Raw genomic sequence first — 21,906 nt, forward strand, 5'->3', positions numbered from 1 at the left:
GTCCGGGACGGCGCGGGTCCGGGGCGGCGCAGGTCCTTCGTGGACCGGGTTTGGCGCGGCGCGGGCGGCGTGGTTTTCTGGCGGCCATGAGCAACCCCACCCTTCCCATCGCCCCTGCCGCTCCGACCTCCGAGGTGACCATCTGGTCCCTGGAGCAGACCTCGCCCGACGATCTGCGCCCCGCGGCCGCTCCCACGGGCGATGTGCGGATCGTCCGGTCGCAGACGGCACTGCCGGAGTTCAGCCGGTTCCTCTACACGGCGGTGGGCGGGGACATCCGGTGGACCGACCGGCTGGGGCTGACGTACGCACAGTGGCAGGAGGTCCTGGACCGGCCGGGCACGGAGACCTGGGTGGCGTACGAGAACGGGACCCCCGCCGGTTTCATCGAGCTCGACTCGCAGGAGGGCGGTGTGGTCGAGATCGGCTACTTCGGGCTGATCCCGGCCTTCCGGGGGCGCCGGATCGGTGGCCATCTGCTGTCGTACGGAGTGGCGCGCGCGTGGGACCTGGCCGAACGCCACCCCGAGCGGATGCCCACCGAGCGGGTGTGGGTGCACACCTGCTCCAACGACGGCCCGCACGCCATGGACAACTACCTGCGCCGCGGTTTCCGGCTGTTCGACACCCGGACCGAGCGGGAGCCCGATGCCGTGAGCCCCGGCCCCTGGCCCGGCGCGTACGACGACTCCGCAGCCTGACAAAGTCGCTTTGCCGATATCCCGGAAGTGATGGACGCCACAGCGCATCTCACATTTCGGGACCATCCGGTCCACATACTGAATAGTGGTGGACTCCCCCGAGATCCACGTGACAGGCTTCCTTCATGTCTGGAACTGGAATTGCCTTGGTGAGTCGGCGGCACGTCGACCTCGGCCGCATGTCCAGCGCCATCTGTCCGGCCCGCTGAGAGTCTCCAGCACCGCCGCCCTCCTGATCACGCTTCATCCCTGCGCACCGCCCCGCTTCACGCGAGTGTGCCGTTCAGAGCCGCCCTCCTGCAGTCCCAAAGGACGTATTTGCCATGGCCGCCACCCCCGAACAGCCTGCTACCGCCACGCCTCGCCGCAAGGCCGGACGTCACCGTGGTGAAGGTCAGTGGGCCATGGGTCACTACACCCCGCTCAACGGGAACGAGCAGTTCAAGAAGGACGACGACAGTCTCAACGTGCGGACACGCATTGAGACGATCTACTCCAAGCGCGGCTTCGACTCGATCGACCCGAACGATCTTCGCGGCCGTATGCGCTGGTGGGGTCTGTACACCCAGCGCCGGGCCGGCATCGACGGCGGCAAGACCGCGGTCCTCGAGCCCGAGGAGCTCGAGGACTCGTACTTCATGCTGCGGGTCCGCATCGACGGCGGCAGGCTGACGACCTCCCAACTGCGGGTGATCGGTGAGATCTCCGAGCAGTACGCGCGCGGGACGGCCGACATCACCGACCGGCAGAACGTCCAGATGCACTGGATCCGCATCGAGGACGTCCCGGCGATCTGGGAGAAGCTGGAGGCCGTCGGGCTCTCCACGACCGAGGCCTGCGGTGACTGCCCCCGCGTGATCATCGGCTCGCCCGTCGCGGGCATCGCCGCGGACGAGATCGTCGACGGCACGCCCGCGGTGGACGAGATCCACGACCGGTACATCGGCAGCCCGGAGTTCTCCAACCTGCCGCGCAAGTTCAAGACCGCGATCTCCGGCTCGCCCGTCCAGGACGTGGTGCACGAGATCAACGACATCGCCTTCGTCGGTGTCGACCACCCCGAGCACGGTCCGGGCTTCGACGTCTGGGTCGGTGGCGGCCTGTCCACCAACCCGCGACTTGCCGAACGCCTGGGCACCTGGGTCCCGTTGGACGAGGTTCCCGATGTGTGGGCCGGTGTCGTCGGCATCTTCCGCGACTACGGCTACCGCCGTCTCCGCACGCGCGCCCGCCTCAAGTTCCTGATGGCGGACTGGGGTCCCGCGAAGTTCCGTCAGGTGCTGGAGGACGAGTACCTGAAGCGTCCGCTGCTGGACGGCCCCGCGCCCGCCGAACCCTCGTCCCGCTGGCGCGACCACATCGGCGTCCACGAGCAGCAGGACGGCCGTTTCTACGTGGGCTTCGCCCCGCGCGTCGGCCGGGTGGACGGTTCCACCCTGGCCAAGATCGCGGAGCTGGCCGAGGCACACGGCTCGGGACGGGTACGCACCACCGTCGAGCAGAAGATGATCATCCTCGATGTGGAGCGGGACCAGGTCGAGTCCCTCTCCGCCGGGCTGGAGGCACTGGACTTCCAGGTGAAGCCCTCCAGCTTCCGGCGCGGCACGATGGCCTGCACCGGCATCGAGTTCTGCAAGCTGGCGATCGTCGAGACGAAGGCGCGCGGCGCCGCGCTCATCGACGAACTGGAGCGCCGCCTGCCGGACTTCGAGGAGCCGCTCACCATCAACATCAACGGCTGCCCGAACGCCTGCGCCCGCATCCAGACGGCGGACATCGGTCTCAAGGGCCAGCTCATGCTCGACGCCGAAGGCAACCAGGTCGAGGGCTACCAGGTGCACCTCGGCGGCGCGCTCGGCCTGGAGGCCGGCTTCGGCCGCAAGGTCCGCGGCCTGAAGGTCACTTCGGCCGAACTGCCCGACTACGTCGAGCGGGTCCTCGGCAGGTTCCAGGAGGAGCGCGAGGACGACGAGCGCTTCGCCACCTGGGCGGCGCGAGCCAGTGCGGAGTCGCTGTCATGAGCGAACGAGCGGCCCCCTTCTACTGCCCGTACTGCGGCGACGAGGACCTTCGGCCGCACGAGGCGGGGCACGGCGCCTGGGAATGTGCTTCCTGCAATCGCGCGTTCCAGCTGAAGTTCCTGGGCCTGCTGGCCCACGGACTCCAGCGCAACGACGTGGAAGGGGACGGGACATGACGGACACAGTGCAAGCCGGCGAGCTCACCGACGAGGCCCTGAAGGAGCTGGCGGTACGTGCGGGGCGCGAGCTGGAGGACGCCTCCGCGCTCGACATCCTGAAGTGGGCCACCGACACCTTCGGCCAGAGGTTCTGTGTCACCTCCTCCATGGAGGACGCGGTCGTCGCGCACCTCGCCTCCCGCGTCGCGCCCGGCGTGGACGTGGTGTTCCTCGACACCGGCTACCACTTCGAGGAGACGATCGGGACCCGGGACGCGGTGGACGCGGTGATGGACGTCAACGTCATCACGCTGACCCCGCGCCAGTCGGTGGCCGAGCAGGACGCCCAGCACGGACCGAAGCTGCACGACCGCGACCCCGACCTGTGCTGCGCGCTGCGCAAGGTCAAGCCGCTGGAGGACGGCCTGACCGCGTACGGGGCCTGGGCGACCGGCCTGCGCCGCGACGAGTCCCCCACCCGGGCGAACACCCCGGTCGTCGGCTGGGACGAGAAGCGCCGCAAGGTCAAGGTCTCGCCGATCGCCCGCTGGACCCAGGACGACGTGGACGCGTACGTCGCCGAGCACGGCGTACTGACCAACCCGCTGCTGATGGACGGTTACGCCTCCGTCGGCTGCGCGCCCTGCACCCGGCGGGTGCTGGAGGGCGAGGACGCACGGGCCGGCCGCTGGGCCGGACGCGGAAAGACCGAATGCGGACTGCACGGCTGATGACGACTGATCAGGAGATTTCGATGAGCGTGACGGAGACGGGAGCCACCGTCTGGCTCACCGGTCTGCCGAGCGCGGGCAAGACCACCATCGCGTACGAGCTGGCGGGCCGACTGCGCAGCGACGGCCACCGGGTCGAAGTTCTGGACGGCGACGAGATCCGGGAGTTCCTCTCCGCGGGCCTCGGCTTCTCCCGCGAGGACCGGCACACCAACGTCCAGCGGATCGGCTTCGTCGCCGAACTGCTGGCGGCCAACGGCGTGAAGGTGCTCGTGCCGGTCATCGCCCCGTACGCCGACAGCCGGGACGCGGTGCGCAAGCGCCACGGCGCCGAGGGCACCGCCTATCTGGAGGTGCACGTGGCGACGCCGGTCGAGGTGTGCTCCGCACGCGATGTGAAGGGGCTGTACGCCAAGCAGGCGGCGGGCGAGATCAGCGGCCTCACCGGGGTCGACGACCCCTACGAGGCACCCGAGTCGCCGGATCTGCGGATCGAGTCGCACCAGCAGACCGTGCAGGAGTCCGCAGCGGCGCTTCGCGCGCTGCTCACCGAGAGGGGCCTGGCGTGAGCATTGTCGCCACCGTGCCGGAAGGCACTGTCAATCCGTACGCGCTCAGCCACCTCGACTCCCTGGAGTCCGAGGCAGTGCACATCTTCCGCGAGGTGGCGGGAGAGTTCGAGCGGCCGGTGATCCTCTTCTCCGGCGGCAAGGACTCGATCCTCATGCTGCACCTGGCCCTCAAGGCGTTCGCCCCGGCCCCGGTCCCCTTCACGCTGCTGCACGTCGACACCGGGCACAACTTCCCCGAGGTCCTCGAATACCGTGACCGCACCGTCGAGAAACACGGGCTGCGCCTGCACGTCGCCTCCGTCCAGGAGTACATCGACGCAGGCAAGCTCCGCGAGCGTCCCGACGGGACCCGCAACCCGCTGCAGACCGTCCCGCTGACCGAGGCGATCCAGCAGCACCGCTTCGACGCCGTGTTCGGCGGCGGCCGCCGCGACGAGGAGAAGGCCCGGGCCAAGGAGCGGGTCTTCTCGCTGCGCGACGAGTTCTCCCAGTGGGACCCGCGCCGCCAGCGCCCCGAGCTGTGGCAGCTGTACAACGGCCGGCACGCCGCCGGTGAGCACGTCCGGGTCTTCCCGATCTCCAACTGGACCGAGCTCGACGTCTGGCAGTACATCGAGCGCGAGGGCATCGAGCTCCCGCAGATCTACTTCGCCCACTACCGTGAGGTCTTCAACCGCTCCGGCATGTGGCTGACCGCAGGCGACTGGGGCGGCCCCAAGGCCCACGAGACCGTCGAAACCCGTCAGGTCCGTTACCGCACGGTCGGCGACATGTCCTGCACCGGCGCCGTCGACTCCGACGCCACCACTCTCGACGGCGTGATCACCGAGATCGCCGCCTCCCGGCTCACCGAGCGGGGCGCGACCCGCGCCGACGACAAGATGTCCGAAGCCGCGATGGAAGACCGCAAGCGCGAGGGGTACTTCTAAATGACCACGACTTCTGAGCAGTTGTCGGCCACCACTCTGCTGCGGTTCGCCACCGCGGGGTCCGTCGACGACGGCAAGTCCACCCTGGTGGGACGGCTCCTGCACGACTCCAAGTCGGTCCTCACCGACCAGTTGGAGGCCGTCGCGCTGGCCTCGACCAACCGCGGCCAGGAGGCGCCCGACCTGGCGCTCCTGACCGACGGTCTGCGGGCCGAGCGCGAGCAGGGCATCACCATCGACGTCGCGTACCGCTACTTCGCCACCACCCGGCGCCGGTTCATCCTCGCCGACACCCCGGGGCACGTGCAGTACACCCGCAACATGGTCACGGGTGCCTCCACGGCCGAGCTGGCCGTCGTCCTGGTCGACGCCCGCAACGGCGTCGTCGAGCAGACCCGCCGGCACGCCGCCGTCGCGGCGCTGCTCCGTGTCCCGCACGTCGTGCTCGCCGTGAACAAGATGGACCTGGTCGAGTACGCGGAGCCCGTGTTCGCCGCCATAGCCGAGGAGTTCACCGCGTACGCGGCCTCCCTCGGTGTCCCCGAGATCACCGCGATCCCGATCTCCGCACTGGCCGGCGACAACGTCGTGGAACCGTCCGCCCACATGGACTGGTACGGCGGCCCGACGGTCCTGGAGCACCTGGAGACCGTGCCGGTCAGCCACGACCTGACGGCCTGCCACGCGCGCTTCCCGGTGCAGTACGTGATCCGCCCGCAGACCGCCGAGCACCCCGACTACCGGGGGTACGCCGGTCAGATCGCCGCCGGTGCCTTCCGGGTCGGTGAGACCGTCTCCGTGCTGCCGTCCGGGCGCACGACGACGATCGAGGGGATCGACGCGCTCGGCGAGAGCGTCGACATCGCCTGGGCCCCGCAGTCGGTGACGATCCGTCTGGCCGACGACATCGACGTCTCGCGCGGCGATCTGATCGCCCCCGCGGACGACGCTCCCGCCATCACGCAGGACGTCGAGGCGACCGTCTGTCACGTGGCCGACCGGCCGCTCACCGTGGGTCAGCGGGTGCTGCTCAAGCACACCACCCGTACGGTCAAGGCGATCGTCAAGGACATCCCGTCGCGGCTCACGCTGGACGACCTCTCCCAGCACCCGGCTCCCGGGCAGCTGGTGGCCAACGACATCGGCCGGGTCGTGGTCCGTACGGCCGAGCCGCTCGCGCTCGACGCCTATGCGGACTCGCGGCGCACCGGTTCGTTCCTGCTGATCGACCCCGCGGACGGCACGACGCTGACGGCCGGCATGGCGGGCGCCTCGTTCACCGCCGCCACGGACGCGGCCGCGGACGCGGACGCCGCCGCCGAGGATGCGGAGTGGAACTTCTGATGATCACCGATTTCTTCTCGACGTTCGCGAAGGAGGGCGGCCGGGTCGGCAGCGGCGCCCTCGGCAGCGGCCAGGGCGGGGTCGGGCGATGTGCGTGATGACGTACGCGCACTGCCTGCGCGCCCGCTCGCACCAGCTGCTCCGCCCGCACCACCCGTTCAGACGAAGACCTGCCGACCTCCCGGTCGCGTCCCCGGACTTCCGGGGGACGTGAGTACCGGGCCGACGAGAGGAAAGCCTCCCGTGTCTGCCCCCCGTACCACTTTCCGCCGCAGCCTCGCCGCTGCCGCCGCTCTGCCGCTGCTCGCCGTGGCGCTCACCGCCTGCGGCTACGGCTCCGAGGCGAAGGACGACGACGCCAAGAAGTCGAACGTCTCCGCCGACGGAAAGAAGCTCTCCGCGGACACCGTGAAGATCGGCTACTTCCCGAACCTCACGCACGCCACCGCCCTGGTCGGTATCCAGGAAGGCCTGATCGCCAAGGAGTTGGGCGGCACCACGGTCAAGCCCTCGACGTTCAACGCCGGGCCCTCGGAGATCGAGGCGCTCAACGCGGGTTCGATCGACATCGGCTTCATCGGCCCCTCCCCCTCGGTCAACGGCTTCGCCAAGTCCCAGGGCAAGAACCTGCGGATCATCAGCGGTTCGGCGTCCGGCGGAGTGAAGCTGGTCGTCAACCCGAAGAAGATCAAGACGCTGGACGATCTCAAGGGCAAGAAGATCGCCACCCCGCAGCTCGGCAACACCCAGGACGTCGCGTTCCTCAACTGGATCTCCGAGAAGGGCTGGAAGGTCGACGCCCAGAGCGGCAAGGGCGACGTCTCCGTGGTCCGCTCGGACAACAAGGTGACCCCGGACGCCTACAAGTCGGGCTCCCTGGACGGCGCCTGGGTCCCCGAGCCGACCGCGTCCAAGCTGGTCGCCGAGGGCGGGAAGGTCCTCCTTGACGAGTCGACGCTGTGGCCCGACAACAAGTTCGTGATCACGAACATCATCGTGTCGCAGAAGTTCCTCTCCGAGCACCCCGATGTCGTCGAAGCGGTGCTGCGCGGCACGGTGAACACCAACAAGTGGATCACCGCCAATCCGGACGAGGCGAAGGCCTCGGCCAACGCCGCGCTCAAGGAGCTCAGCGGCAAGGAACTGCCGGCAGAGGTCCTCGACCCGGCATGGGAGTCCATCCAGATCACCGACGACCCGCTGGCCGCGACGCTCCAGGCGCAGGCTGACCACGCGGTCAAGGCCGGTCTCCTCGAGGAGCCCGACCTCAACGGCATCTACGACCTGAAGCCGCTGAACAAGATTCTCAAGGCTGCGGGTCAGCCCGAGATCGCCGACGCCGGTCTCGGCGTCAAGTAACTTGACCCGTACCCGGATTCCCCAGGAGGTGACGACCATGGCGACCACCACCCTCAACAAGGCCGAGGACCGTGCAGCGGTCGAGCACGCCGCTCGTATCACGCACGTCTCCAAGTCCTTCGCCGGACCGACGGGGCAGCAGCTCGTCCTGGACGACATCACGCTCGATGTCGCTCCGGGCGAGTTCGTCACCCTCCTGGGAGCCTCCGGGTGCGGCAAGTCGACGCTGCTCAATCTGGTGGCGGGACTCGACCGCCCGACCGCGGGGTCCATCGAGACCCCCGGCGGGCGGCCGGCCCTGATGTTCCAGGAGCACGCCCTCTTCCCGTGGCTGACCGCGGGAAAGAACATCGAACTGGCACTGCGGATGCGCGGCGTCCCCAAGACTGACCGCCGCACGGAGGCGGAGCGGCTCCTCGAACTCGTACGGCTCGGCGGAGCGTACGGGAAGCGGGTGCACGAACTCTCGGGCGGCATGCGCCAGCGTGTGGCGATGGCCCGGGCCCTCGCCCAGGACAGTCAACTGCTGCTGATGGACGAGCCGTTCGCGGCGCTCGACGCCATCACCCGCGACGTCCTGCATGACGAACTGACCCGGATCTGGCGCGAGACGAACGCCTCGGTCCTCTTCGTCACCCACAACGTGCGTGAGGCGGTACGGCTCGCGCAGCGCGTCATCCTGCTGTCGTCGCGGCCCGGCCGGATCGCCCGTGAGTGGACGGTCGACATCAAGCAGCCGCGCCGCATCGAGGACGCCGCCGTGGCGGAGCTGTCCGTCGAGATCACCGAACAACTGCGTGGGGAGATCCGCCGTCATGGCCAGCACTGACACGAAGTCCGACGATCTGGCCGGGCTGGAAGCCGGGCTGGACGCGCTGGACGCCGTCCAGGTGCCGCGGACACCGGCCCGTGAGGTCCTGCTCAACAAGGTCCTGCCGCCGGCCGTGGCGGTGGTTCTCGTCATCCTGGTCTGGCAGCTGCTGGTCTGGGCGAAGGTCACCGAGGACTACAAGCTGCCGCCGCCCTCCGCCGTGTGGAACAGCGTCGCCGACATGTGGGTGCAGGGAACACTGCTGGAGGTCGTCTGGACCAGCGTGTCGCGCGGTCTGCTCGGTTTCCTGATGGCCGTCGCCATCGGCACCCCGCTGGGTCTGCTGGTGGCCAGGGTGAAGCTGGTCCGCGCGGCGATCGGACCGATCCTTTCCGGACTGCAGTCCCTGCCGTCGGTGGCCTGGGTGGCACCGGCCGTGATCTGGCTCGGGCTCAACGACTCGATGATGTACGCGGTGATCCTGCTCGGTGCCGTCCCGTCCGTCGCCAACGGGCTGGTCTCGGGCGTCGACCAGGTGCCGCCGCTGTTCCTGCGCGCGGGCCGCACGATCGGTGCGACCGGACTGCGCGGGACCTGGCACATCGTCCTGCCGGCCGCTCTGCCGGGCTACCTGGCGGGTCTCAAGCAGGGCTGGGCGTTCTCCTGGCGTTCGCTGATGGCCGCCGAGATCATCGCGTCCTCGCCCGATCTCGGTCTGGGACTCGGCCAGTTGCTGGAGAACGGCCGCAACAACTTCGACATGCCGGGGATCTTCCTGGCGATCATCCTCATCCTGTTCGTCGGCATCGCGATCGACCTGCTGATCTTCAGTCCGCTGGAGCGGCGGGTGCTGCGCAGCCGCGGTCTCCTCGTCAAGAGCTGAGTCTCCATGTCTGCCCCGGTCCTTCTCGTCATCGCCCACGGCAGCCGCGATCCGCGGCACGCGGCGACCGTGCACGCGCTCACCGCGCGGGTGCGGTCGCTGCGGCCGGGGCTGCGCGTGGAGACGGGCTTCCTGGAGTTCAACGCCCCGTCCGTGCCCAGGGTGCTGGAACGCCTGGCCGCGGAGGGGGCGGGCGAGGTCGTCGCGCTTCCCCTGCTGCTGACGCGGGCCTTCCACGCCAAGTCCGACATCCCGTCGGTGCTGCACGAGGCCCGGACACGGCTGCCGCGGCTGGGTATCCGTCAGGCCGAGGTGCTCGGCCCGTCCCCGCTGCTGAACGCGGCGCTGGAGCAGCGCCTGCACGAGGCCGGGGTCTCCCCCGCCGACAAGCGCTCGACCGGGCTCGTCCTGGCCTCGGCGGGCTCCACAGACCCGGAGGCGATCGCAGTGATCGCTGAAATCGCGCGGGAGCTGCGGCACACCGGTTGGTGCGCCGTGCGGCCTGCGTTCGCCTCCGCATCCCTTCCCCGCACCGCCGACGTGGTGCGTGCCCTGCGGGCCGACGGGGCGCGGCGGGTGGCGGTGGCCCCGTACGTCATCGCACCCGGCCGGCTCCCCGACCGGATCGCCGCGGGCGCCGAGGAAGCCGGGGCCGATGTGCTCTCCGGCGTGCTGGGCCCCTCGCCGGCCCTCGCCCGGCTGCTGCTGGACCGGTACGACGAGGCGTCCGTCCCGGCAGCCCGGATGACGTCGCTCAGCGCGTGGCAGGGAGGGCTCAGCCGCAGTCGAGGCTTCCGGTACGGGTGCGCTTGAGCTCGAAGAAGTCCGGGTGGCCGGCCAGGACGCGGAAGCTGTCGAAGAGCCGCGCCGCCTCCTCGCCGTGGGGGATCGAGTTGAGGACCGGGCCGAACCACACCGTGCCGTCGACATGGATCGTGGGCGTTCCGACGTAGGAGTCCGCAGCCGGGTCCTTGCCGCGGTCGTGGCTGCGGCGCACGGCCTCGTCGTGTGCCGGGGAGTGCGCGGCGGACGCGAGGGCGGCGGGCAGGCCCAGCTCGGCCAGCGACTCGGCGGTCACCGCGTCGAAGTCCTCGTTCTTCTGCTGGTGGATGCGGGTGCCGAGTGCGGTGTAGAGGTCGCGCAGGACTTCGTCCCCGTGGTCCGCCGCCGCGGCGACCAGGACCCGGACCGGCCCGATCGACTTGTCGACGAGCTCCCGGTACCAGCCGGGGAGTTCGTTGCCTGTGTTGTGCAGGTAGAGGCTCATCACATGGAAGCGGAGCTCGATGTCGCGTTCCCGCTCGACCTCCAGCATCCAGCGTGAGGCGATCCAGGCGAAAGGGCAGGCGGGGTCGAAGTAGAAGTCGACGACCGTTCCGCCCGTCGCGGCGTCTGCGTGTGTGCTCATGGAACGAGCCTAAGGAACCGGTGGCCCGCCTCCCTGGGCCAATCAGCCATCGACGGGCTGGGCCACTGTGCCGCGATCCGCCGTTCCGGTGGTGGCCGGAGGGCGGGCACGGCAACGGGCCGCGCCGGGAGGCGCGGCCCGTCGGGGTGAGCCGGGTCAGTGGTGCCCAACGCCCGTGAGTCCGCCCTAGAAGACGCTGACGCCGTAGGCGCTCAGCGCCTCGGTGACGGGCTGGAAGAAGGTGGTGCCGCCCGAGGAGCAGTTGCCACTGCCGCCCGAGGTGAGGCCGAGCGCCGTGCTGCCGGCGAACAGCGAGCCGCCGCTGTCCCCGGGCTCGGCGCAGACGTTGGTCTGGATCATGCCGTAGACGACGTCGCCGCCGCCGTAGTTCACCGTCGCGTTGAGACCGGTGACGGTGCCGCTGTGCACGCCGGTGGTGGAACCGCTGCGCTTGACCGCCTGGCCGACCCTGGCATTGGCGGCCGTGGTGATGTCCTGGTAGCTGCCGTTGTAGAGGTAGACCCTGCCGTCCGCGTTGGCGGAGTTGGAGTGCCGGATCAGCCCGTAGTCATTGGTGGGGAAGCTGGTGCCCGCCCGCGAGCCGAGGACGGCGGTCTGGCCGGAGTTGGTGTACCAGGTGCTGCCTATCTCGGTGCAGTGCCCGGCAGTCAGCGCGTAGTAGGTGCTGCCACTGCGTACGTTGAAGCCGAGGGAACAGCGGCCGCCGCCACCGGCGTAGATGGCCTGGCCACCGGCGATGAGCTTGTTGAACGTGCCCGGGGTGTGCTTGAGATCGATCTTCGCTCCGGAGTCGGTGACCGACTTCTTGATCGTGGCGATCTCGGACGCGGTCACCGTGCTGTCGACCGTCACGACGACCTTGCCGGTGCTCGCGTCGGTGTACCAGGCCGTACCGGCGACGTCGGCACCGCGCACGGCGGAACTGGCGTCGGCGAGCTCGGCCTTCGTCACGGTGGTGTCCGCTGTCGTCTGGGCGACCGCGGTCGGTGCGGCAAGCGCGACGGCGGTGACCAGACCTGAGGTCACGGCGATGAGCCGGGCGTGTCTGGAGATGGCGCCGAGGGGTGCGAAGCGCTTGAAGGTCACAACATCCTCCATTGATGGGGGGATTCACGGCCCGCTGGGTGGGCGGACCGACAGCGTGCGACTGTCCGGGACCCGTGGGTTCTGGTCGTGGACCTGCCAATCGCACGCCCCGAATCCTTGACTCCACTTGGTCCGGTGGCAAGGTCGCCTTCCGGACTCGACACCGGAGAACGGGCAGTGAACCCCGATACGCGACCAGGTGACCTCCGAACGCCCGCGTCCGCTCACCGAACGGACACCCGCAGCGAATTGCAGCAAACCGTGAACCATGGGCCCCACCCGGCTCCACAGGGGCGGGCGTCGCGATCACACACGCCGCAACGGTCCGCCGAGCCGGCGCGCGCACGGCCGCGGGGCCCGCATCCAGCCCTGCACGGCCTCGCCCGTTCGGATGGCTTACCGCCGAATTGCCCGGGCGATCCAGGTGGCCGGAATCATCCCCACCGGCGAGAATCGGCCGGTTCTGACGCAGACATCAGACCGGGGCGGCACTCTTGCGGACCCACCCCGGCCTGTGCTGCACGGCGACGTGGCGCGGTCAGACCTCGGCAAAGGGGTCGTCGATGAACGGGGTGGCCTGGTGGAAGTAGAGCTGCCAGCCGTTTCCGGTCAGCCTCCACAACGAACTGCGGTGCGAACGCAGCCCTTTGGACTCCGTGTCGAAGGTGAGCTGCACCAGATCCGCGGCGAGCTGCTCCCCCCGCATCCGTGAAGCGGTCAGGGGACTGGGCGTGGCCGCGTCATCGGCGGTGAGTGCGGCGATGATCGTGTCACGGTCCCACAGCCGGCCGCTGGTGCCGATCTCCCGGAATCCGGGGTGCAGCATGGTGGCCAGCAGATCCGCGGAGGCACGTACCGTCGGGTCGAGGAGGCGGAGCTCGCCCTCGATGGCTGCGGCCACGGCGGGCGAAGGCTCAGTCACGCGTCATCTCCACGAGTTTGACCACCGTGTTCCAGTTACGAGTGGTGCCGATGAGGTCCTTGTTGAGGGCGGGCCGCGCAAGGGCTTCAGCCAGCTTGGAGCGGCCGAGCCCTTCGGGGGCGTACAGATAGAGCTCACGCTCGCCGAGCCGGAATTCCTCGGGGCGGAACGCGGCCGTGTCGAGCGGGGCGAAGCGGGCGGCGGCGACGGGCCCGTCGAAATAGGTGACGTGCAGCTGCTTGCCCTCGAGCTCGGCTGCCGGGAACGGGCAGGCGTCGGCCACGGCGGCCAGATAGGGACCGGAGCGCACCAGACAGGTCACCGTGAATCCGAACCGCGCCTCGATGGCCTTCTCCAGCTCCGCGGCCAGGGTCTTCTCGTCACCCGACGCGCTGCTGAAGACGGCGTTCCCGCTCTGCAGGTAGGTGGCGACGTCGCCGTGCCCCAGTTCCGTGAGCAGCGTGCGGAGTTCCGCCATCGGAACTTTCCGGTGCCCGCCGACATTGATCCCGCGCAGCAGCGCCGCGTACATCGTGCTCATGCCCCCACCTTAGGTCGGTCTTCCTGCCGGTGACGGCCGCCGCGCCCCGTGGGGGAGGGCGCGGCGGCCTGCGTACCTGTTACTCGACGATCTTCAGGAGCTTGTTCGCCGTGCCTTCGGTCGCATGGGAGATCACGTCCGGGGTGGCCCCCTCGGTGAGCGCCGCGGTGACCGCCTCCGGGGTGGCGTCCGGGTGCCCGCCGAGGTAGACGGCGGCGGCCCCGACGACGTGCGGGGTCGCCATGGACGTACCGGAGATGGTGTTGGTGCCGTCGTCGCTGTCGTTCCAGGCCGACGTGATCTCCGAGCCGGGAGCGTAGATGTCCACGACGGAACCATAGTTGGAGAACGACGACTGCTCGTCGGCCTCGGTGGACGAGGCGACCGTGATGGCCTCGGGGACGCGGGACGGGGAGCCCTCGCCCGCGTCGCTCGACTCGTTGCCCGCCGCCACCGCGAAGGTGACACCGGAGGCGATCGCCTTCTGGACCGCGGCGTCGAGGGCGGGGTCCGCCCCGCCGCCGAGGCTCATGTTGGCGACGGACGGGCCCTGGTGGTTCCCGGTGACCCAGTCGATGCCCGCGACGACCTGCTCGGTGGTGCCGGAGCCCGCGTCGTCCAGGACGCGCACGGCCACGATCTTCGCCTTCTTGGCGACACCGTGGGCCGCGCCCGCGATCGTGCCGGCCACGTGGGTGCCGTGTCCGTTGCCGTCGTTCGCGTCGTCGTCGTTGTCCACCGCGTCGAAGCCCGACGTGGCACGGCCCTCGAAGTCGGTGTGCGTGACACGGACACCGGTGTCGATGACATACGCCGTGACGCCCTCGCCCGCTGCGTCCGGGTAGGTGTACGCGCCGTCACCCGCGGTCTCGGCCTGGTCGATCCGGTCCAGACCCCAGGACGGCGGGTTGTCCTGCGTGGCGTTGATGCTGAACTTCTTGTTCTGGACGACCTTGGAGACGGCCGGGTCGGCCGCGAGCCGCTTGGCCTCGGTCTCCGAAAGGCCGCTGGCCGAGAAGCCGTTGATGGCCGAGGTGTAGTTCCGCTTCAGCTTGCCGCCGTACTCCTCGGCGAGCTCGGCCTTGTCGGCCTTCTGGTCCAGCATCACGATGTAGCTGCCCGAGACGGCGGTGGCCGCGTCGGCCCCGTAGACCGTGCCGAGCGCGGGAGCCGGCGCGGCTCCGGCGAACGAGGTGTTCATCAGGGTGACACCGGCTGCGGCTGCCACGGCAGTTATCGCGGCGGTCAGCTTGATCCGGCGTGCGCGCTTGTGAATTGCCATGAAGAGGGCGCTCCTCGTCATTCTTTGTGGGGGGATTGACCCTCGGCCGGAAATCCTCCGGGGGTTGCCTCGAAACCCTGCTCGATTGACGCGCCCAGATCAAGACCTTCATGCAGCCGTCACGCAGTCACCAGACTTTCGACATAAAAAACACAGCACCTCCCGGCCGGGTCAGGCAACCGGACCAACCGCCTTTACATGTAAGGGGCTTGCATCCTCCTCGTCGGGGATCCACCCACCCCGCAAGGAGGAGAAACGCCCCGCACCGGTTCACCAGGGAGCAGGAGGAGCGGCCCTTATTCCGCCCTTAGCTTCGAAGTGGAGACGGTGGCACCCCGCCGGCGTCGCTCACGAGGGGGCTGTCCCGGTCATGGGAAAAACGGATTCGGCGCGCAAGGGAAGGCCGCGGGTACACGGCATCGCCGCCCGGGCGGGTGGCTGGAGTGCGCGGCACCGGTGGGCTGCCGTGGGCATCTGGGTGCTCTTCGTCGTCCTGGCGATGGGACTCGGCACGGCTGCCGGCCGGGTCGACGTCAAGGACAGTGAGGCGATGTCCGGGGAGGTGAGCCGGGCAATCCAGATCACCGAGAGCGCGGGGCTCAAGAACTCGGTCGACGAAACGGTGCTGATCCAGGCGGAGGACGCCTCGGTCAAGGCGACGGCCCCGGAGGTCCGCGCCGCGGTGGACTCGGTGATCGAGGCGGTCGAGGCCACCGGCGAGGTCACCGGGGTGACCTCGCCCTACGACTCGAGGTCCATCTCCGACGACGGGCGGACCGCGCTCGTCCAGTTCGAGATCACCGGTGACCGGGAGACGGCGACGGAGCGCATCGAGCCCGTCCTCACCGCCGTCGAGAGGGTCCAGGGGGAGCACGACGGGCTGGTGATCGAGGAGATCGGCGACGCCAGCATGAACAAGACCTTCGACGACGCGTTCGGCGAGGACTTCAAACGGGCCGAACTCTCCGCCGTACCGGTCGCCCTGGGAATCCTCCTGATCGCCTTCGGGGCGCTGGTCGCCGCGCTGCTGCCGGTGGCCCTGGCCATGACGGCGATCGTCGCGACCATGGGGCTGATGGCCCTGGTCAGCCATGTCCAGCCGATGAGCGAGACCGCCGACTCGGTGATGCTCCTGGTCGGCCTCGCCGTCGGCGTCGACTACTGCCTGTTCTATCTGCGTCGTGAACGGGAGGAGCGGGCTGCCGGACGTGATGCCCGAACGGCCCTGATGATCGCCGCGGCAACCAGCGGTCGTGCCGTGATCGTCTCCGGAGTGACGGTGTGCGTCGCGATGGCGGGCATGCTGTTCACCGGGATCGCGGAGTTCGAGGCGATGGGCCTGGCCTCGTTGATGGTCGTCGCGGTGGCGATGGTCGGCTCGGTGACGGTGCTGCCCGCGCTGCTCTCCCTGCTGGGTGAGCGTGTCGACAAGGGCCGCCTGCCGTTCATCGACCGGATCAAGCGCTCCCGGGGCAAGGGCTCCGGCGGGGGCGAGAGCCGGGTGTGGCGTGCCGTGCTCTCCTCCGTGCTCCGCAGGCCGTGGACGTCCTTGGTCCTCGCGGCCGGCGCCCTGGCCGCCATCGCCCTGCCCGCCCTGGGCATGAACACCCAGAACCTCACCCTGGACCAGGAGTTCGGCGACTCCCTGCCGATCGTGCAGACGTACGACCGGCTCAACGAGGCGTTCCCCGGCGGCGCCGACCCGGCGCGGGTCGTGGTGAAGGCGGACGACATCAGCGCGGCCCCGGTGCGTGAGGCGCTGGCCGAATTCCGCCGTCAGGCCGTCGCTTCGGGGGCCTCCAAGGGCCCCGTCGACATGGTGACGCACGACGCGGAGAACGTCGCGATCATCTCCGTTCCGCTGGTCGGGGGTTCCGATCAGGAGAAGGCGGAGAAGAGCCTGGACCTGCTGCGCGACCGCGTACGGCCGGACACACTGCTCAAGGCCGAAGGGGTGGAGGCACCGATCACCGGCCAGGTCGCCGGCTCGAAGGACTTCAACGACCAGATCGTCGGCTCGGTCGTCCCGGTCTTCGCCTTCGTGATCGTCTTCGCCTTCGTCCTGATGCTGCTCTGCTTCCGCTCCCTGACGATCGCGGTGACGTCGATCCTGCTCAACCTGCTCTCGGTGGGCGCGGCCTACGGCATCCTCACCGCGGTCTTCCAGCACGGCTGGGGCGCCTCGCTCGTCGGCGCCGAGGGGGTCGGCGCGATCATCTCCTGGCTGCCGCTGTTCCTCTTCGTGATCCTCTTCGGGCTCTCGATGGACTACCACGTGTTCGTGGTGTCGCGGATCCGTGAGGCCCGGATGCAGGGCCGCACGACCCGGGACGCCATCGCCCACGGAGTGGTCTCGACGGCGGGCGTGGTGACGAGTGCGGCGGTCATCATGGTCGCGGTCTTCGCCATCTTCGGCACACTGTCCATGCAGTCCATGAAGCAGATGGGCGTCGGCCTCGCCGCCGCCGTCCTGATCGATGCCACGATCATCCGCGGGGTGCTGCTCCCGGCGGTCATGGCGCTGCTCGACGAGCGCAACTGGTACATGCCCAGGTGGCTGCGCTGGCTGCCGGACCTCACCCATGACGAGTCGGCCCTGACCGATGCCGCTCCGGCCGCCGCGCCCGCGGTGCGCGGGGACGACGAGCCGGAGCGCGTCACGGTCTGACCGGTCGCGGAAGCCGCGTCACGGTGCGGCCGCGTCCGGACCCGGGTGCGGGACGGTCCGGCCGCGTCGCGCGCGGGACGGTCCGGCCGCGTCCGGAATCAGGCGGGCAGTTCGGCCTCGATGAGGTCGGCTGCCCGCTTCGTGCCGCCCTCCCCCGCCATCCGTTCCCGCACCCGGGCGAGCTTCTCGGCCACCTCCGGGTCATCCACCAGGGCGAGCACGGCGGCGCGCAGGGACGTGGCGTCGGCCTCCTCCTTGGGAAGGTGCCTGGCCACGCCGAGCGCCTGGAGCATGTCCGCGTTGCCGTACTGGTCGACGGCCTGCGGGACGGCGACCATCGGGGTGCCGGTGGCGAGTCCTTCCTGGCTGCCGCCGGCGCCGGCGTGGGTGATGAAGGCGTCCGCCTGCTTGAGCACGGACAACTGCGGCACCCAGGAGTGCACTTCGATGTTCGCGGGTACGTCCCCGAGCGCGGACGGGGCGACATGCGTACCGATCTGGAGCACGACGTGCCAGCCCGGCAGGCCCCCGAAGGCCTTGACGCACTCGCGGTAGAACTCCGGCTCGTTGGTGAACGACGACCCGAGCGACACCAGCAGGACCTTCCCGGCGTCGGCGGGGCGCTTCCACCCGCCCTGGTCGGCACGCTCGCCCTGGCAGGCACCGACGAAGGTGTACACGTCGTGGTCCACCCGGTCGGCGTGGGGCTGGAGCGCCTCGGGGATCAGGACCACGGCACGGCGCGGCCGGGCGACGAAGTCGTCCGAGGAGACGTCCCCCAGGCCGTTCTCCGCGAGCCAGCTCTGGAAGCGCGCGTAGTAGGCCCGGCCCCGCTCGGTCTCCTTGAGCCCGGCCGTCATCGGCTCGCCGATCTCCTTCTCGTACCCCTCCCACGGGACCAGGTTGGGCCAGAGGGAGACGGCGGGGACGCCCCAGCGGTGGGCGAGGACCCGCGCCGGGTAGGAGGTGATGTCGTGCAGGACCAGGTCCGGTTCGTCGCCGGCGAAGGCCTCGGCGAGCTGGGGGAGAGCCTGCACGGCGTCCTCCAGGAACGGCTCGATGTTGTCGATGAGTTCCGTGCCCCAGTCCTCCGGGTTCTCCTCGGTGGGCAGCACGGAGGAGTAGATCACCGGATCGGCTCCGGTGGCGGCGACCTTCTCGGCGAAGGAGGCCGGGATGGCGTAGCTGACGCGGTACCCACGGGCGACGAGCTCCCGGATCACCTCCAGGCTCGGGTTCACGTGCCCGTGGGCGGCGATGGAGAACATGGCGACATGGGCGCGCGGGGTCGGTGTCATGCCCGCCAGCATAAGCGAGACGATACGTCTCGTCCAGTCTATTGAGGTCTCCGGATCAGCGCTGGTACCGGGCCAGCACCCGATTCCCGTCCTCGACCAGGCGCTTCTTCAGCTCCTCGGTGTCGATCGCCCCGCTGTAGTACTCCTGGAGTGCGGGTGTGGCGACCTTGTCCTTCCATTCGGGGTAGCCGCGCACCGACTGCGCGGGGGCGGGGCGCAGCGCGCGGGCGAGTGCCGTGCCGGTTGCCCAGCCGTTCTCGGCGGTGTGCAGCGCGGGGTCGGCCAGGGCCTTCGTGCCGGTCGGCAGCATCCAGTCGCCCCGTGCGAGGCGCACCATGTTCTGCGGGCGCAGCAGGAAGTCGATGAACTGCACGGCCTCCTTCTTGTGGGCGCTGTCCTGCGCCACCGAGAGCGTCTGCGGGCTCACGCCCTGGGCGAGGCCCTCATTGCCGGCCGGGGCGGGCAGGACCGTCCAATCGAAGCCCTCCGGGGCCTGCTCGACGACCTGCTGACGGTACGAGAACCCGAGCGGCACCATGGCGTACGTGCCGCCGAAGAACCCGGGGAGGGTGTCCGAGCCGCTCATGCCGAGCGCGGTGCGGGCGGCGCTGTGGTCGGTGTCGACCTGGGCCCGGACCGTGCCGGGCATGACCTGGTCACCGTCCTCGAAGCGGATGGCCGCCTTGCCGTCGGCCCCGCGGTGGAAGAGCTGTCCCCCGGCGGAGAGGCCGAGGTTGAGGGTGACGGAGACCGGCTCCTTGAGCGGCCAGGCGACTCCGTACCTCCCCTTCTCCGTAAGCTTTCCGGTGATCTGCCGGAACTCGGGCCAGCTCCACGGCTTCTCGGGGGTCGGGATCCGTACGCCCGACGACTCGAGAATCTCGGTGTTGGCGATCAGGACCCGGGGTTCCTGGAGGAACGGCACCCCGTAGACACCGTCGCCGAAGGTGGTGGTCCGCCAGGACTGCCGCGGGATGTCCTCGGCCAGCCGCTCCGGCAGGAGGGTGCGCAGATCGGCGAGGTAGCCGCCGTACGCGAAGTCCGCGAGGTCGTCGGAGGCGTCATGGATGATGTCCGGCGCCTCCCCGCCCTCGAAGGAGGTGAGCAGCTGGTCGTGGACGTTGTCCCAGCTCCCCTGGACGTAGTCCACCTGGATGCCGGGGTGGGTCGCGTTCCACTCCCGGACCAGCTGCTTGTTGGCGTCGACGGACTCCTTCTGCCAGGCCAGTGACTGGAAGCTCAGCCGGATCGTGCCGTCGGCGTCCTTACCGCCGCCGTCGCCCGAACAGCCGCCGAGCAGGAGGACCAGCGCGGCAGCCACGGCGGCGGCCGCCCTCGCCACGGTGGGCGCGCGCATCAGTTCTTCACCGCCCCGGCCGTCAGTCCGCCCGTGATCCGCTTCTGGATGACCGCGAAGAGGACGAGGGAGGGGAGGGTGGCGAGGAACGCGGCGGCGGCCAGCGGCCCGAGGTCGGCCGCGCCCTCCGCACCGAGGAAATGGGTGAGTACGACCGGCAAGGTCTGCTTCTCCGGTGTCTTGAGCAGGACGAGAGCGAAGAAGAACTCGTTCCATGCGGTGATGAACGCGAAGAGTGCGGTGGCGACGATTCCGGGTGCCAGCAGCGGGGCGGTGACCGAGACGAGTATGCGCACCCTGCCCGCCCCGTCGACGGCGGCGGCCTCCTCCAGTTCGGGCGGCACGGCCCGCACATATCCGGCCAGCATCCACAGCGCGAAGGGCAGCGACCACACCACGTAGACCATGACCAGCCCCCACAGCGAGTTGATCAGGTGCAGGTTCTTGAGCACCAGGAAGAGCGGAATGATCACCAGCACGAACGGGAACGCCTGGCTGACCACGACCCATCCGGTGGCGGCGGTGGAGAGCCTGCCCCGGTGGCGGGCCATCACGTACGCCATGGGTGTGGCGATGACGACCGTGATGACGGCCGCCGAGAGCGCGGTGGTGAGCGAATTGGCGGCGGCGGAAAGAAGCGGCTGCTCGTCGAAGGCCTGCCGGAAGTTGTCCAGCGTCGGGGCCTCGGGAATCCACGTGGGATGCAGCGACCCCAACTCGCGGGCCGGCTTGAACGCGGTCGAGACCAGCCAGAGGAACGGGAACGCCAGGAACACGAGGTAGCACAGGAGCGCGGCGTACTGCCCCGCCCGTGCGGTACGGCCGGTGCGCAGACTCATGCGTCGTCCCCTCCCCTGAGCCGGCCGACGAGATGGAACGCGAAGATCACGGAGATCACCGCGACCATCACGCAGCCCATCGCCGCGGCATATCCGAACTGCCCGTAGCGGAAAGCCTCTTCGTAGGCGAAGAGCATGGGGAGCCGGGTCCGCCCTCCCGGACCTCCGCTGGTCAGCACATAGACCAGGGCGAAGGAGTTGAAGTTCCAGATGAAGTTCAGCGCGGTGATCGCGAGCGCGACCGGCTTGAGCGCGGGCCAGGTGACGGTACGGAAGCGACGCCAGGCCCCCGCGCCGTCGAGCGCCGCCGCCTCGTGGAGTTCGTGCGGGGTGTTCTGCAGTCCGGCCAGCAGCGCGACGGTGGTCTGCGGCATGCCCGCCCAGACGCCCACGACGATCACCGCGGGCAGGGCGGTCGCGAGCCCGGTGAGCCAGTCCCTGCCGTCGCCGAGGCCCAGGTCGCGGATGGTCTCGTTGAGGATGCCCGCGTCGGGGTTGTAGACGAGGCGCCACATCATGCCCACGACGACCTCGGGCATCGCCCAGGGGATGATCGCCAGCGCTCTGGCCAGCCAGCGCATCCGCAGGTTGGCGCTGAGCAGCAGGGCGAGGCCGAGCGCGAGCACGAACTGCGGGACCGTCACGCCGACGGCCCACAGCAGACCGATCCGGAAGGAGTCCCAGAAGAGGGTGTCGTGCAGCAGGTCCTGGAAGTTGAGTCCGCCGATCCACTGCGTGGAGCGGGTGCGGCCCGACTGGGCGTCGGTGAAGGCCAGCGCGATCCCGTACAGAAGGGGTCCGACGCTGAGGATGAGGATCGGTATCAGCGCGGGAAGCACCAGGAACCAGGACGCCCCGTCCCGTCTGCCCCGTCCGTTGCGTGGAGTTCCGCGCCCGGACCGCGTCATTGCGGTCGCCAATGTCATGAATACGACCCCTTCACATCATTGGATCGGTTTCGTACCCGTATGGCCG

The 21,906-nt window shown here is 69.6% G+C and carries 21 protein-coding genes and 1 pseudogene; 13 read left to right on the top strand and 9 right to left on the bottom strand.

What is annotated here, in order from left to right:
* The first annotated feature begins 86 nt into the window (after window positions 1-86).
* The 12 genes from OG844_RS16935 (at window position 87) to OG844_RS16990 (ending at window position 10,322) form a co-directional block, all read left to right on the top strand.
* Window positions 87-701 (top strand): GNAT family N-acetyltransferase, encoded by a 615-nt coding sequence (locus OG844_RS16935; protein ID WP_406391174.1) that lies wholly within the window; start codon window positions 87-89, stop codon window positions 699-701.
* A gap of 125 nt (window positions 702-826) precedes the next feature.
* Entirely contained in the window at window positions 827-910 is an 84-nt protein-coding gene (locus OG844_RS16940) for a putative leader peptide (protein ID WP_310591794.1), read from the top strand.
* Window positions 911-1,024: 114 nt separating this feature from the next.
* Window positions 1,025-2,722: a nitrite/sulfite reductase gene (locus OG844_RS16945; protein ID WP_406391176.1), complete on the top strand. Its 1,698-nt coding sequence runs from the start codon at window positions 1,025-1,027 to the stop codon at window positions 2,720-2,722.
* A complete protein-coding gene (locus OG844_RS16950) occupies window positions 2,719-2,898 on the top strand; it encodes a hypothetical protein (RefSeq protein ID WP_329206208.1) in 180 nt (59 codons plus the stop codon). Before OG844_RS16945 ends, OG844_RS16950 begins: the two co-directional genes overlap by 4 nt.
* Complete coding sequence (locus OG844_RS16955) at window positions 2,895-3,611, top strand: phosphoadenylyl-sulfate reductase (RefSeq protein ID WP_406391178.1); 717 nt, start codon at window positions 2,895-2,897, stop codon at window positions 3,609-3,611. Before OG844_RS16950 ends, OG844_RS16955 begins: the two co-directional genes overlap by 4 nt.
* Window positions 3,611-4,180, top strand: a complete 570-nt coding sequence (gene cysC, locus OG844_RS16960) for an adenylyl-sulfate kinase (protein ID WP_406391180.1) — start codon at window positions 3,611-3,613, stop codon at window positions 4,178-4,180. The genes OG844_RS16955 and cysC overlap by 1 nt, the downstream gene beginning before the upstream one ends.
* Complete coding sequence (gene cysD, locus OG844_RS16965) at window positions 4,177-5,112, top strand: sulfate adenylyltransferase subunit CysD (RefSeq protein ID WP_406391182.1); 936 nt, start codon at window positions 4,177-4,179, stop codon at window positions 5,110-5,112. Before cysC ends, cysD begins: the two co-directional genes overlap by 4 nt.
* Window positions 5,113-6,456: a sulfate adenylyltransferase subunit 1 gene (locus tag OG844_RS16970; RefSeq protein ID WP_406391184.1), complete on the top strand. Its 1,344-nt coding sequence runs from the start codon at window positions 5,113-5,115 to the stop codon at window positions 6,454-6,456.
* Between the two features lie 243 nt (window positions 6,457-6,699).
* On the top strand, window positions 6,700-7,815 hold the full coding sequence (locus OG844_RS16975; RefSeq protein WP_406391186.1) for an aliphatic sulfonate ABC transporter substrate-binding protein: 1,116 nt from the start codon (window positions 6,700-6,702) through the stop codon (window positions 7,813-7,815).
* Window positions 7,816-7,852: 37 nt separating this feature from the next.
* Window positions 7,853-8,644, top strand: coding sequence for an ABC transporter ATP-binding protein (locus tag OG844_RS16980; RefSeq protein ID WP_406391188.1), 792 nt, complete (start codon window positions 7,853-7,855; stop codon window positions 8,642-8,644).
* A complete protein-coding gene (locus OG844_RS16985; RefSeq protein ID WP_406391190.1) occupies window positions 8,631-9,509 on the top strand; it encodes an ABC transporter permease in 879 nt (292 codons plus the stop codon). The genes OG844_RS16980 and OG844_RS16985 overlap by 14 nt, the downstream gene beginning before the upstream one ends.
* 6 nt (window positions 9,510-9,515) lie before the next feature.
* Window positions 9,516-10,322, top strand: a complete 807-nt coding sequence (locus OG844_RS16990) for a sirohydrochlorin chelatase (protein WP_406391192.1) — start codon at window positions 9,516-9,518, stop codon at window positions 10,320-10,322.
* On the opposite strand, the gene OG844_RS16995 is transcribed toward OG844_RS16990, so the two are convergent.
* The 5 genes from OG844_RS16995 to OG844_RS17015 all read right to left on the bottom strand — a co-directional run bounded on the left by OG844_RS16995 (window position 10,285) and on the right by OG844_RS17015 (window position 14,769).
* On the bottom strand, window positions 10,285-10,917 hold the full coding sequence (locus tag OG844_RS16995; RefSeq protein ID WP_406391194.1) for a DsbA family protein: 633 nt from the start codon (window positions 10,915-10,917) through the stop codon (window positions 10,285-10,287). The genes OG844_RS16990 and OG844_RS16995 overlap by 38 nt on opposite strands.
* 186 nt (window positions 10,918-11,103) lie before the next feature.
* Window positions 11,104-12,024, bottom strand: coding sequence for a S1 family peptidase (locus tag OG844_RS17000; RefSeq protein WP_406391196.1), 921 nt, complete (start codon window positions 12,022-12,024; stop codon window positions 11,104-11,106).
* Window positions 12,025-12,562: 538 nt separating this feature from the next.
* On the bottom strand, window positions 12,563-12,946 hold the full coding sequence (locus OG844_RS17005; RefSeq protein WP_406391198.1) for a DUF4440 domain-containing protein: 384 nt from the start codon (window positions 12,944-12,946) through the stop codon (window positions 12,563-12,565).
* The gene (locus tag OG844_RS17010; RefSeq protein WP_406391200.1) at window positions 12,939-13,487 is read right to left on the bottom strand and encodes a DUF1697 domain-containing protein; all 549 of its coding nucleotides are present in this window, start codon (window positions 13,485-13,487) and stop codon (window positions 12,939-12,941) included. Before OG844_RS17010 ends, OG844_RS17005 begins: the two co-directional genes overlap by 8 nt.
* A gap of 79 nt (window positions 13,488-13,566) precedes the next feature.
* Window positions 13,567-14,769 (bottom strand): S8 family peptidase, encoded by a 1,203-nt coding sequence (locus tag OG844_RS17015; protein ID WP_406391202.1) that lies wholly within the window; start codon window positions 14,767-14,769, stop codon window positions 13,567-13,569.
* A gap of 370 nt (window positions 14,770-15,139) precedes the next feature.
* On the opposite strand from OG844_RS17015, the gene OG844_RS17020 reads away from it, so the two are divergent.
* Window positions 15,140-17,437, top strand: a complete 2,298-nt coding sequence (locus OG844_RS17020) for an MMPL family transporter (RefSeq protein WP_406391204.1) — start codon at window positions 15,140-15,142, stop codon at window positions 17,435-17,437.
* 98 nt (window positions 17,438-17,535) lie between these two features.
* Here OG844_RS17020 and mgt read toward each other — a convergent pair.
* The 4 genes and pseudogenes from mgt to OG844_RS17040 all read right to left on the bottom strand — a co-directional run bounded on the left by mgt (window position 17,536) and on the right by OG844_RS17040 (window position 21,857).
* Window positions 17,536-18,772: pseudogene (gene mgt, locus OG844_RS17025) on the bottom strand (macrolide-inactivating glycosyltransferase).
* 18 nt (window positions 18,773-18,790) lie between these two features.
* Window positions 18,791-20,092, bottom strand: a complete 1,302-nt coding sequence (locus OG844_RS17030) for an ABC transporter substrate-binding protein (protein ID WP_406391206.1) — start codon at window positions 20,090-20,092, stop codon at window positions 18,791-18,793.
* Complete coding sequence (locus OG844_RS17035; RefSeq protein ID WP_406391208.1) at window positions 20,092-20,931, bottom strand: carbohydrate ABC transporter permease; 840 nt, start codon at window positions 20,929-20,931, stop codon at window positions 20,092-20,094. Before OG844_RS17035 ends, OG844_RS17030 begins: the two co-directional genes overlap by 1 nt.
* Window positions 20,928-21,857 (bottom strand): carbohydrate ABC transporter permease, encoded by a 930-nt coding sequence (locus tag OG844_RS17040; RefSeq protein WP_406391210.1) that lies wholly within the window; start codon window positions 21,855-21,857, stop codon window positions 20,928-20,930. Before OG844_RS17040 ends, OG844_RS17035 begins: the two co-directional genes overlap by 4 nt.
* Between the last annotated feature and the right edge of the window lie 49 nt (window positions 21,858-21,906).

This window comes from Streptomyces sp. NBC_00887, from assembly GCF_045207585.1.